The organism is Methylobacterium sp. Leaf361 (assembly GCF_001424445.1).
Taxonomy (GTDB): Bacteria; Pseudomonadota; Alphaproteobacteria; order Rhizobiales; family Beijerinckiaceae; genus Methylobacterium.
Map to the genome: position 1 here is coordinate 156,385 of NZ_LMPY01000002.1, position 11,465 is coordinate 167,849.

At 74.7% G+C, this 11,465-nt stretch carries 9 protein-coding genes; 4 read left to right on the plus strand and 5 right to left on the minus strand.

All coding sequences use genetic code 11. The annotated features are described in order from the left end of the window. The first annotated feature begins 11 nt into the window (after positions 1-11). Positions 12-1,271 (plus strand): hypothetical protein, encoded by a 1,260-nt coding sequence (locus ASG32_RS03385; protein ID WP_056522614.1) that lies wholly within the window; start codon positions 12-14, stop codon positions 1,269-1,271. On the opposite strand, the gene ASG32_RS03390 is transcribed toward ASG32_RS03385, so the two are convergent. Then, entirely contained in the window at positions 1,243-2,748 is a 1,506-nt protein-coding gene (locus ASG32_RS03390; protein ID WP_056522617.1) for a PLP-dependent aminotransferase family protein, read from the minus strand. The genes ASG32_RS03385 and ASG32_RS03390 overlap by 29 nt on opposite strands. Before the next feature lie 98 nt (positions 2,749-2,846). Between ASG32_RS03390 and ASG32_RS03395 the strand changes: the two genes are divergently transcribed. Together ASG32_RS03395 and ASG32_RS03400 are read left to right on the plus strand one after the other, a co-directional pair. Next, a complete protein-coding gene (locus ASG32_RS03395) occupies positions 2,847-3,473 on the plus strand; it encodes an FMN-binding negative transcriptional regulator (protein ID WP_056522620.1) in 627 nt (208 codons plus the stop codon). Beyond that, a complete protein-coding gene (locus ASG32_RS03400; RefSeq protein WP_056522622.1) occupies positions 3,470-4,186 on the plus strand; it encodes a GNAT family protein in 717 nt (238 codons plus the stop codon). The genes ASG32_RS03395 and ASG32_RS03400 overlap by 4 nt, the downstream gene beginning before the upstream one ends. A gap of 6 nt (positions 4,187-4,192) precedes the next feature. Here the strand turns inward: ASG32_RS03400 and ASG32_RS03405 are convergent, their stop codons facing one another. Next, a complete protein-coding gene (locus ASG32_RS03405) occupies positions 4,193-5,740 on the minus strand; it encodes a GMC family oxidoreductase (RefSeq protein ID WP_056522624.1) in 1,548 nt (515 codons plus the stop codon). Continuing rightward, the gene (locus ASG32_RS03410) at positions 5,737-7,164 is read right to left on the minus strand and encodes an alpha/beta hydrolase (protein WP_056522627.1); all 1,428 of its coding nucleotides are present in this window, start codon (positions 7,162-7,164) and stop codon (positions 5,737-5,739) included. The genes ASG32_RS03405 and ASG32_RS03410 overlap by 4 nt, the downstream gene beginning before the upstream one ends. 125 nt (positions 7,165-7,289) lie before the next feature. Between ASG32_RS03410 and ASG32_RS03415 the strand changes: the two genes are divergently transcribed. Then, positions 7,290-8,042: a GNAT family N-acetyltransferase gene (locus ASG32_RS03415; RefSeq protein WP_056522630.1), complete on the plus strand. Its 753-nt coding sequence runs from the start codon at positions 7,290-7,292 to the stop codon at positions 8,040-8,042. Positions 8,043-8,091: 49 nt separating this feature from the next. Here ASG32_RS03415 and xseA read toward each other — a convergent pair whose 3' ends face one another. Beyond that, positions 8,092-9,792 carry an exodeoxyribonuclease VII large subunit gene (gene xseA, locus ASG32_RS03420; protein ID WP_056522633.1) on the minus strand — a complete coding sequence of 567 codons (1,701 nt, stop codon included), beginning with the start codon at positions 9,790-9,792 and terminating at the stop codon, positions 8,092-8,094. Between the two features lie 111 nt (positions 9,793-9,903). Next, a complete protein-coding gene (locus ASG32_RS03425) occupies positions 9,904-11,376 on the minus strand; it encodes an MDR family MFS transporter (protein WP_020093438.1) in 1,473 nt (490 codons plus the stop codon). Between the last annotated feature and the right edge of the window lie 89 nt (positions 11,377-11,465).

The following is an 11,465-nucleotide window of genomic DNA, read 5'->3' on the forward strand; positions in this document are numbered from 1 at the left end:
CGGGCGTCACGATGAGCCAAGTCCAATCCGGGCCAGTCCCGTCCGAGATCCTGCTCGTCCCCCGGGGCGAGGCCGGGCACTTCCTGCCGGCGGCCCTCGGATGGCTGGGCAAGCGGGTCACCGTCACCGCCCAACCCGGCCCGGCGAACCACGTCCTCTGCCTGCCGGTCCTCGATTTCGTGCGCCTGGGCTTCCCGGAGGCGAACGGGCGCCTCGACCTCCTCGAACCGGGGGACGCCGAGAACCTGCGCGCCGGGCGCGCCGCGCTGCTCCTCGACCTCTCGAACGAGGGGCCGGGCCTGCACGCGCCGACCTTCGAGGCTCTGCACCGAAACCTCGAAGACCGCGGGATCCCGCGCGAGCGGGTGATCCTGGTCACGCAGAACCGGCTGCTGCGGCTCGACTACGAGCGCCTCTACGGCGAGGGCCTGCGGTTCTGGACCTTCGAGTTCTTCCCGCTCCAGGTCGCCCTCTGGCTGGACGACGCCGAGGGTCCGCGGCTCTTCCCCCAGCACCCCCTCGACCGCACCGGCTACGCGCCCTTCGCCCGCGCCGCCGGCCCGGCCCGGTTCCTCTGCCAGAACGCGGCCCTGCGCTGGCACCGGGTGCTGCTCTACCGCTGGTTCCAGCTCAGCGGGCTGGACCGCGACGGGCTGATCTCCTTCCACGGCATCGGCGAGGACAACCCGAAGGCGGGCGGCATCGACGTCTTCCACGCCCCGCCGGAGATCGAGGCGGCCTTCGGGCCGCTGCTCGCCGATGTCGGCAGCTGGATCCCGCGCCGGGCGCGGCGGATCGATGCCGATAAGGGCACCGACATGGTCATGACCCTCGACACCCAGGCCTACGCGGCGTGCGACCTGACCGTCATCTCGGAGACCGACTTCTTCGAGCCGGGCGTCGAGCGGATCACCGAGAAGTCGATCAAGGCGGCGGCGACGGGCCTGCCCTTCGTGACGGTGGGCACGCCGCGCGCCGTCGCGCGGCTGTCCGAGCTGGGCTTCGAGACCTTCGGCGGCCTGATCGACCACCACTACGACCTCGTGTCCGACCCGGCCGAGCGGCTGCCGCTCGTGTTCCGGTCGATCGAGCGGGCCTGGGCCGCGTGCCGGGACGACCGGGCGCGCTGGCACCGCCTCGCCCGCGAGCAGGCCGAGGCCAACGTGGCCCACGCGCGGCGCGGATTGCTGCCGCAGTACGAGCGGGTGATGGTCGCGCCGCTGATCGAGCGGCTGAACCGGTTCATGGAGACGGGCGCGATCCTCCACTGACCGCCGCCCGCAGGACCTCCGCCATGCGCCGCACCGCCGGCTCGATCGCCCGCTCGGGCACGGCGGCGTAGCCGAGGAGCAGGCCCGGCTCCGCCGGTCCGGCGTGGTAGGCCGAGAGCGCGACCGCCGAGATCCCCGCGCGGCCGAGCGCCGCCGCGGCGGCCACGTCGGTGAGGGCCGAGCGCCAAGCCGGCACCGGCCGGGCGATGACGTGCATCCCACCCTCCATCGCGGCGATCGCCGCGACGTCCCCGGCGTGGCGGCGCGCGGCCTCGATCAGCGCCTCCTGGCGCAGGGCGTAGAGGCGGCGCGTCCGGCGCAGATGGCCGGCGAGGTGGCCGTCCTCGATGAAGCGCGCCAGCGCCCACTGGCCGATCCCGGGCGGGGCGGGACCGGTCTCGGCCAGCGCCTGATTGACCGGCGCGACGAGGCCGCGGGGCAGCACGAGGTAGCTCAGGCCGAGGGCGGGCAGCAGCAGCTTCGAGAAGCTGCCGACGTAAATCACGCGGCCGCCGCGATCGAGGGTGCGCAGCGGCGCGAGCGGGCGCCCGGCATAGCGATAGGCGCCGTCGTAATCGTCCTCCACGATCCAGCCCGAGACCGCCTCGGCCCAGGCCAGGAGGTCCAGGCGGTTCTCCAGGCTCATGGCGTGCCCGAGGGGGTAATGGTGGGCCGGCGTCACGACCGCGAGCCGCGCGCCGGGCGCCCCCGCGGCGGCCAGGGCCACCGACAGGCCCCCGGGACCGACCGGGACGGGGATCGGGTTCAGGCCGGCGCCGGCGAGGGCCTGCGCGATGCCGGGGAAACCGGGCTCCTCCACCAGGGCGCTCTCGCCGGGATCGAGGAGCAGTTCGGCGAGCAGGCGCAGGCTCTGGCGGATACCCGCGGTGACGATGACGTCGTCGGCCTCGCAGGCGACGCCGCGCGCCTGTGCCAGGTAGGCGGCGATGGCGCCGCGCAGGGCCGGCGAGCCGCGCGGGTCCGGCCGCTCGGTCGGGCCGTGGCGCCACTCGGCCTGGAGCAGGCGACCCCAGACCTCGAACGGGAAAGCGTCCTGCGCCGGCCGGCCGAGGGCGAAGGCGTCGGGCACGCCCGGACCCGCCATGTAGCGCCGGCTCGAAGCGGACACGAGGCGGGTGCCCCGACGGGACAGGGTCGGGGCCGGCTCGACGCCCGGGCGACGGAGCGGGCCGGGTGCGGGCAGCGCGTCGTCCGGCAGGGTCGCGGCGACGCGGGTCGCGGAGCCCGGCCGCGCCGTCAGGTAGCCCTCGGCGGTCAGCTGCTCCAGCGCCAGGACGACGGTCCCGCGCGCGCAGCCGAGGTCGGCGGCCAGGACCCGCGAGGCCGGGAGCCGGGCCCCGCGCGGCAGCCGGCGCTCGAGGATCGCCGCGCGCAGGCCCTCCCGGAGCTGCGCGTGCAGCGGCGCCGCGGCCGCGGTGTCGAGGGTGAGCGTCAGGGGCAGGGGAGCCCGGGCCACGGGGCAAACTGGTCCAGTCGCGGTTCGAGAATTGGACCTTTCGCCTGGACCGCCGAACGGTCAAGCCCGGATCCGCAACATCGCCGCAGGACAGGCCCATGTACCAGCCGCCCCACTTCCGGGACGATTCGCGCGCCGCGCAGCACGCGCTGATCCGCGCCAACCCCCTCGGCCTGCTGGTGACCGCCGGGACGGGTGGCCTGACAGCCAACCCGATCCCGTTCCTCCTGGACGACGACGGTCCCCACGGGGTGCTGCGGGCGCATCTCGCCCGCGCCAACCCGCAGGGTCAGGATCTCGCCGCGACGGAGGAGTGCCTGATCGTGTTCCAGGGGCCGCAGGGCTACGTCACGCCGAGCTGGTACGCGAGCAAGCGCGAGCACGGCCGGGTGGTCCCGACCTGGAACTACGCCACCGTCCACGCCTGGGGCCGGCCGCGGATGATCGAGGATGCGGACTGGCTCGGACGCCAGATCGCCGACCTCACCGCCCTGCGCGAGGCGTCTCGGGCCGAGCCGTGGGCGGTCGCGGACGCGCCGGCGCCGTTCGTCGCCGCGCAGGTCCGGGGCATCATCGGCATCGAGATTCCGATCACGCGGATCGAGGGGAAGTGGAAGATGAGCCAGAACAGGCCCGAGGCCGACCGGAACGGGGTCATCGCGGGGTTGCGCGCCGAGGGCGAGGCGGGTCTCGCCAGGCTGGTCGCCGAGCGGAGCGGGCTGTGAGCGCGCGCCTCAACGGCTTCGGCCAGCCCGTCGGCCCGGCCCTGCCGGACTGGAGCCCGCGCCCGCGGCCGCCGCGCACGCCCCTGGAGGGCCGCTTCTGCCGGCTCGTGCCGCTCGACGCCGCGGCGCACGCGGACGCACTCTACGCCACCTACAGGGCCGCCCCCGACACGCGCGGTTGGACCTATCTCGGCGACGAGATGCCGGAGAGCGCGGAGGCCTACCGGGCGCGCCTCGCGCGGCAGCAGACGAGCGAGGACCCGCTGTTCCACGCGATCCTAGATCCCGAGAGCGGCGACGCCCTCGGGATCGCCTCGTATCTCCGGATCGATCCCGCCAACGGCGTGATCGAGGTCGGCCACCTCCACTTCGGCCCCCGGCTGCAGCGGGCGCCCGCCGCCACGGAGGCCATGGCGCTGATGATGGCCCGGGCCTTCGACGAGCTCGGCTACCGGCGCTACGAGTGGAAATGCGACAGCCTCAATGCCCCGTCCCGGGCGGCGGCGCTGCGGCTCGGCTTCACCTTCGAGGGCATCTTCCGCAACGCCGTGGTGGTGAAGGGCCGCTCCCGCGACACGGCGTGGTTCTCCATCACCGATACCGAGTGGCCGCGAGTCCGCGCCGGCTTCGCGGCGTGGCTCGACCCGTCGAACTTCGACGGGGCGGGTCGCCAGCGGCGCGGGCTCGCGGACCTGCGCGCCGCCGCGGGCTGAGCCGGCTCAGGAGCCGCCGGCCAGGAACGCCTCCGCGCTGCGCAGGCTGAGCGCCATGATGGTCAGGGCCGGGTTCGCCGCGAGCGAGCTCGGGAAGGTCGAGCCGTCGCAGATCCACAGGTTATCGATGTCGAAGCTGCGGCCGTGCGGGTCGACGACGGCGCTCGTCCCGTCGCGGCCCATCCGGCAGGTCCCGAGCGTGTGGGCGACGCGCTCCAGCACCCAGACGTCGTCGGCCCCTGCCTCCTCCCAGAGATCGCGCATGACCTTCGTGGCGTGCGCGTTGAGGCGGTTCTCGTTGGTGCTGTAGCCGAAGCTGATATGGGCCTTGCGCATCCCGTGCGCGTCGGTCTCGTCGGCGAGGGTCAGCACGTTTGCGTCGCAGGGCAGCGTCTCGCCGTTAATGCCGATGCCGGCGAAGTGGTTGTAGCGGTCGAGGTAGTCGAGCAGCGGCTGCCCCCACAGGCCGCGCCCCCGCGCCGCCGAGTTGCCGAAGGTCACCGGCACCACGCCGAGGCTCTGGATCAGGTAGCCGCCGGCGAAGTCGGCACCGGCGCGGATGAAGTCCTCGGTGATCAGCGAGGACGGATAGCCCCGGTTCATGCGCACCTCGTGGTCGAAGGTGCCCCAGACCTGGGTCGCCACGTGCCCCATGTAGTTGCGCCCGATCTGGCCGCTGGAATTGGCCAGGCCCAGATGGAGCAGCAGGCGCGGCGTCTCGACCGCCCCGGCACAGAGGAAGACGGCGCCGCAGCGCTGCCGCCGCTCCGCGCCGTCCTGCCGGTAGACCACGCCGGTGATCCGGCCGTCGGCACCGCGCTCCAGGCCGTGGACGAAGGCCTCGGCCCGGATCTCGGCGCCGCGGGCGACCGCGTAGGGCAGGTAGGTGACGTCCATGCTGGCCTTGGCGCCCGTGCGGCAGCCCTGGTGGCAGAAGCCGCAATTGATGCAGGCGTTGCGGCGGGGCCCGTCCTCGGACTGGAAGTCCCGCGAGACCACGGCGGCGGGCGCGTCCGCCCACCGGATGCCGCGGGCCTCGCAGGCTCGAGCCATGATTTGCGCCGGCCCGTTCCGCGGGACCGGGGGCAGGGGATAGCGGCGGCCGGCATCCCACGGATAGCTCTGCGCGCCGGAGACGCCGAGGAAGCGCTCGACCCGCTCGTAGAACGGGAGCAGATCCTCGTAGGAGAGTGGCCAGTCGACCCCTTCGCCGCTCTCCGTGTACAGTCGGAGGTCGCGGGCGTCGGCCCGGGGCACGAAGGCGCCCCAGTGCAGCGTCGAGCCGCCGACGCCGGTCCCACTGTTGTTCGCCCCGAAGGCTTCCGGGGTCGAGCCGCCGCTCAGCCGCTCATCGGTCCAGTAGATCTCGTCGGCCAGCGTCTCGTCGAAGGCGAAGCGCTCCGGGGTGAAGTTCGGTCCGGCCTCCAGGGCCACGACCTTCAGCCCCGCCGCGGCGAGGCGCGCGAGGAGCGGCGCGCCGCCGGCACCGGTCCCCACCACGACCGCGTCGACGGCCTCGTCCGCGCGGTAGGTCCGCATCCCCGCGAGGTTCATCGTCCCGCCTCCGTCCGCAGCGCCCGCGGCTCCCAGGGTTCCGGCGCGTCGAGTCCGACGGCGTGGAAGCCCGGCAGGCCGTCAGCGATCTCGCCCGGCCGGTCGCCGCCGGCACCGATGCCCGAGAAGCCGATCTGCGCCAGGGCCGCCGGGTGGCCGAGCCAGAGGCGGACCGCGTCGGCGCGGAGATCCTCGAACCAGAACCGCATCCGGTCGGCGTCGAGGCGGCCGCCGAGGCTCTCCGGGACCTTCAGCGCGGCGCGCGCGCACAGGGTGAGCAGCCCGTCCTGCTCGGCCGCGTCGAGGGTCACGAACGGGCGGTCGCGGGCGATGCGGGCGGCAGCGTCGAGCGTCCGAACGGCGGCACGGTAGGCCTCCGCGTCCGGCGGCAGGGCCGAGAAGCGCCAGCCGTCCCCGTCGCCGGAGGCCAGCCGCCGGTCGAGGCGGGCGGCCAGATCGAGGTGCGGCACCGGCACGACGCGGGAGAGGGCGGCCCGCAGGATCGCGAGTTCCACCGGGTCGAGGGCCGCCGGCCGATAGGCGGGATCGTCCGGCGCGGCGCGCTCAGCGAGCGCCTCACGGAGGCGGCTGTTCACGCGCTCGGAGGCGATCAGCGCCGCGTAGTCCGGCGGCACCGCCGGGCCGGCCTCGACGGGCGGGCGGGGCCGGTCACCGAGATGGGCGCGCAGGTGGTCGGCCAGGGCCGCGGGCCGCTCCAGCGGCAGGAGGTGGCCGACGCCGTCGACGGTGACGAGACGGTGGTGCGCGAGGTGGGGCGCCGTGAGGGCCCGCTGCGCGTCCGGCCCGAGGTCTGCATCCTCGGACCCAGCGAGGATCAGCGCCGGGGTGCGCAGGACGCCGACCCGGCGGCACCAATCCTCGTTGGCGCCCTCCTCGAGCCAGGCTTTCCAGGCGGCCGGCTCGGCCCGCAGGACGTCGGCCACCGCCCGCGCCTCGGTCTCTGGATCCAGACCGTCGCCCACGTTGGCGCGCACGAAGGCCTCGGCCTCGCGGCGCCGGGTCTCGGGATCCGCGTCGATCCAGGCGAGCATGTCGGCGCGCCGGTCCTCCGGGATCGGCTCCGGGCTCGGCGGCGAGCCGGAGACCAGGACGAGGTCGGTGAGCCCCGCCAGCCCCGCCTCGCCATCCTCGGCCCGGCGCGCGAGCGCCAGCGCCACCTTGGCCCCCATGCTGTGCCCGGCGATCCCGTAGCGCGCCGGAGCCCGCGCGCGGATGGCCTCGGCCACGCGATCGGCCATGGCGGCGACGGAGTAGCCCGGCGTGCCGGCGGCATCGCCGAAGCCCGGCAAGTCTACGGGGACGCAAGTCAACGGCGTCCCCTCGAGGGCGCGCGCGAGACGCTCCCAGCTTCGGGCACTTCCGCCCAGAAAGTGCAGGCAGAACAGGACTTCGGGCTCGGACATCGGCGAGACATCGCGCGGCACCGGAATGCTTCAAGCGTACGCGACGCCGCATGGCCGAAGTCTTGTCCCGGACCCGTTGGCCCGGTCGTGGCCGCGTGCGATCAGGAGCATCGGAGGAGGCGGCGATGGCGGATCTCGAACTGGCCTGGCGCGTGGAGGAGGCCTGCCTCAACGCCTGGCCGAGCCCGCGCGAGCTCCTGGTCCACGGCTACCTGCTGCGCGCCGCCGGCGGCCGCTCGAAGCGGCAGAATTCCGTGAACCCCATGCGCGGGAGCGGCGCGCCCGGACCGGCCATCGCGGCGGCGCGCGCGATCTACGGCCGCCTGGGACAGCGCCCGATCTTCCGCGTGCCGGCCATCGCCCCGCAGATGGAGCCGCTCCTCGCCGGCAGCGATTACAGCGTGGTCGACGAGACCTGCACGCTGATCCGCGGTCTCGACGACCTGCCGACCGCGCCCGATCCGGCCGTCGCGGTCGCCGCGGCGCCCGGGCCGGACTGGCTGGCCCTGCGCGACGCGGTGAACCGCGCGGATGAAGCGGCCGCGCGGGTGTTCCGCGACACCGTCGCCGCCCTGGCCCTGCCGCGGGCCTTCGCGGCGGCCGCGGCCGAGGGCGGCATCGGCGCGATCGCCTTCGGGGTGCTCGACCGCGAGCTGATGGTCATCGAGGCGGTGGCGACGCCCGAACCGCTGCGCGGCCGCGGCCATGCCCGGCGCGCGGTCGGCGCGCTGCTGCGCTGGGGCCGCGGGGAGGGCGCCCGGGCCGCCTGCCTGCAGGTCGTGGCCGCGAACACGCCGGCGCGGGCGCTCTACAGCGCCCTCGGCTTCGAGCGCGAACTGTACCGCTATCACTACCGGGTCGGACCGGAGCCCGGCTGAGACGCCGGCGGGTCGCGGGCCGGTCCTCACATCCGGCCGGCGCGACCGTTCAGGCGTCGAACAGCGAGCCCTGCCGCGTCGGGGCGGGGCTCGCGCCGGTCCGCTTGCCGGCCGTCGCCGGCGCGGCCGCGCCGCCGCGCCGAGCGGGCTTCGCGGACGGGGATGGCGCGGCCGACAGGGACGGATCGGCCGTCCCGTCGGGCACGGCCGTCACGGTCCCGTCGGCGAATTGCAGGCTGAGGCGCTGGGCGGCCGCCGCCTCCGCGGCGCGGCGGACGGGCAGCCCCGCGGCGTCGCGCACCAGCACGTAGCCCCGGTCGAGCACCGCGCGGTAGCTGAGTGAGCCGAGCAGGCCCGCCAGACCGTCGAGCCGGTCGCGACGACGCTCGATCCCGCGCGCGCCCGCCTGGGTGAGGCGCTCCGACAGGGCGAGGAGCCGGTCGGTGCGGCGCGCCTGCAGCGCCCGGGCCCGTTCCAGGCTGGCCTCGCGCGCGACGACGAGGCGGCGCCCGAGCTGGACCAGAGCCTCGCCCTTGCGCTGGACGTCGTTGCGCAGGGCGTGGAGCGGCCGGTGGTCGATCCGCGCCAGCCGGGCGCGGGCGTTGGCGAGGGCCACGTCGGGCGAGCGGCGAGCCATCCGGTCGAGGAGCAGCTGGAGCCGCGCGCGGTGGCGGCTCGCGCCCGCCGCCAGCGCCGGGGCGAGGCGCGCCTCGGCGAGGTCGAGCCGCTGGCGCTTGGCCGCCAGCAGGGCGTCGGCGCTCGGCAGGGCCCGTCCGAGGGCGCGTAGGTCCGACCGGTCGCGGTCGATCCGGCGCCCGACCGCCCCGCGGCCGCGGGCCGACAGGTCCGCCACCGTGGCGATCAGGTCGGCGCGGACCGGCACCGCCATCTCGGCGGCGCCCGTCGGGGTCGGCGCGCGGCGGTCCGAGACGTAGTCGATCAGCGTGGTGTCGGTCTCGTGCCCCACCGCCGAGATCAGCGGGATCGCGCTCGCGAAGGCGGCGCGGACGACGCATTCCTCGTTGAAGGCCCAGAGATCCTCGATCGAGCCGCCGCCGCGGGCCACGATGAGCACGTCCGGGCGCGGGATCGCCCCCCCGGCCGGGAGGGCGTTGAAGCCGCGGATCGCGGCCGCGACCTCCTCGGCCGCGCCGTCGCCCTGGACCCGCACCGGCCAGACGAGGACCGGGCGGGGAAAGCGGTCCTCCAGCCGGTGGAGGATGTCGCGGATCACCGCGCCGGTCGGCGAGGTGACGACGCCGACGACCCGCGGCAGGTAGGGGATCGGCCGCTTGTGGTCCGGCGCGAAGAGGCCCTCGGCCGCGAGCTGCTTCTTGCGCTCCTCCAGGAGCGCCATCCAGGCGCCGAGCCCCGCGGGCTCCAGGCTCTCGATGACGATCTGGTACGAGGACTTGCCCGCGAAGGTCGTGATGCGGCCGGTGGCGACGACCTCCAACCCCTCCTGCGGCCGCTGGCGCAGGCGTCCGAACACGCCCTTCCAGACCACCGCATCGATCCGCGCCTGCCCGTCCTTCAGTGAGAAGTAGGCGTGGCCCGAGCCGTGCTGGCCGCGATACCCGGAGATCTCCCCGCGCAGCCGGACGTGCCCGAAGGCGTCCTCGAGGGTGCGCTTCAGGGCGCCCGCGAGCTCGCCGACCGACCATTCCGGCTGGTTGGCGTTGAGCACGCTGGTCGGCGGGATGTCCGCTGCTTGCTGGGCTGCGGGGCGCGGGGGCGGCACGAGGGGCATGAGCCGACGCTAGGGGCCTCCGGCGGGACAGTCAAAGGCCCGCTGTGGAGACGGGATCGCTCGGCCGGCGCCGCGCCTGCGGCGCCTCTCCCTCGGCGAATGCCGCTCCCTTCACTCGACGGCGAGCTCGCGCGGCCGGTCGGAGATCGCCACCGGCGGGACCAGCAGCGACAGGAGCAGGGTCAGCCCCGCCACGGCGAACACCGTCCAGAACGTGCCGTGCAGGGCGTGCTCCAAGCCGGCCCGGATCGCCTCGCCGCCGGCCCCGAGGCTTGCCGGATCGTCGAGCAGGCGCCGCAGCTGATCGGAGTTCACCGCCGGGCCGCTCGACGGGTTCGCGAGCCGGTAATTCAGCACCGCGCCGAGGACGGTCGCGCCGAGCGTCGAGCCGAGGTTGCGCGAGAAGATGTTGGAGGCCGTCGCCGCCCCGCGCTGCGCCCAGGCGACGCTGTCCTGGATGATCACGATGGCGGCCGTGGACAGGAAGCCCATGCCGAGCCCCATCACGACCGAGCCGCAGGCCGCCACCGCCGGGGAGGTGTCGGGCCCGAGGGCCACGAAGGCGACCGCGCCGAGGGGCAGGAGCGTCGCGCCGACCAGCAGGATCGGGCGCAGGCCGAACCGCACGAAGCTGCGCGCCGCCGTCGTGGCGCCGATCGGCCAGCCGAGCACCATCAGGGTCAGGGTCAGGCCGGCGATCAGGGGCGACTGCCGCATGACGCCCTGCACGTACATCGGCAGGAACGCCGTGAGCCCGATCACCGTCATGCCGGAGAGCAACGTCGCGGTGTTGGCGGTCGCGATGGGGCGCTGCAACCACAGGCGGATGTCGAGCATCGGGTCCGGCGCGCGCCGCTCTTGGACGACGAACAGGGTCGCGGCCACCACGAAGGCCACCGCCGGCCATAGGGCCGCTTCGGCCGACTCGCCCGCCTCGGTCAGCGCGATCATCAGCGCCGCGATGGCGGCGGTGAACAGGGCCGCACCGATCGCGTCGATCTGGCGCGGGCGGCGCTCGACGCCCTCGTGGAGGAAGCACAGGAACAGGCCGGCCGCGATCACGCCGATCGGCAGGTTGATCCAGAAGATCCAGGGCCAGCTCAGGTGGCCGATGATCAGGCCGCCGACCAGCGGGCCGGCGACCGACGAGATCCCCCAGACACTCGCGAGGTAGCCCTGGACCTTGCCGCGTTCCCGCACCGCGTAAAGGTCGCCGATGACGGTCAGGCTCACCGGCTGGATCGCCCCGGCGCCGACGCCCTGGATGAGGCGGAACAGGATCAGCGAGGGCATCGACCACGCGAGCCCGCACAGGAGGGAGCCCGCCAGGAACACCGCGATGCCGAACAGCAGGACTGGCCGGCGTCCGTAGAGGTCTGAGAGCTTGCCGAACACCACCGTGGTGGCCGTCTGCGTCAGCAGGAAGGACGCGAACACCCAGGCGTAGAGGTGAAGGTCGCCGAGATGACCGGCGATCTGCGGCATCGCCGTCGAGACGATCGTCGCCTCGATGGCGATCATGAACATCGACGCCATCACCGCGGCGAGGACCAGCGGGCGGCGCGTCTCGAGGGACTTGGGCATCGGGCCGATCTAGGCCCGCCGCGCCTGCACACCTAGCGTTGGCTCGGGCAACCGGCCTCTCCGCGGCGAGATCCGTGCGCGGGCGCACA

Coding starts and splice junctions, on each gene's coding strand:
- ASG32_RS03385 (WP_056522614.1), top strand. CDS start 12: ATGAGCCAAGTCCAATCCGGGCCAGTCCCGTCCGAGATCCTGCTCGTC.
- ASG32_RS03395 (WP_056522620.1), top strand. CDS start 2,847: ATGTACCAGCCGCCCCACTTCCGGGACGATTCGCGCGCCGCGCAGCAC.
- ASG32_RS03405 (WP_056522624.1), bottom strand. CDS start 5,740: ATGAACCTCGCGGGGATGCGGACCTACCGCGCGGACGAGGCCGTCGAC.
- ASG32_RS03410 (WP_056522627.1), bottom strand. CDS start 7,164: ATGTCCGAGCCCGAAGTCCTGTTCTGCCTGCACTTTCTGGGCGGAAGT.
- ASG32_RS03415 (WP_056522630.1), top strand. CDS start 7,290: ATGGCGGATCTCGAACTGGCCTGGCGCGTGGAGGAGGCCTGCCTCAAC.
- xseA (WP_056522633.1), bottom strand. CDS start 9,792: ATGCCCCTCGTGCCGCCCCCGCGCCCCGCAGCCCAGCAAGCAGCGGAC.
- ASG32_RS03425 (WP_020093438.1), bottom strand. CDS start 11,376: ATGCCCAAGTCCCTCGAGACGCGCCGCCCGCTGGTCCTCGCCGCGGTG.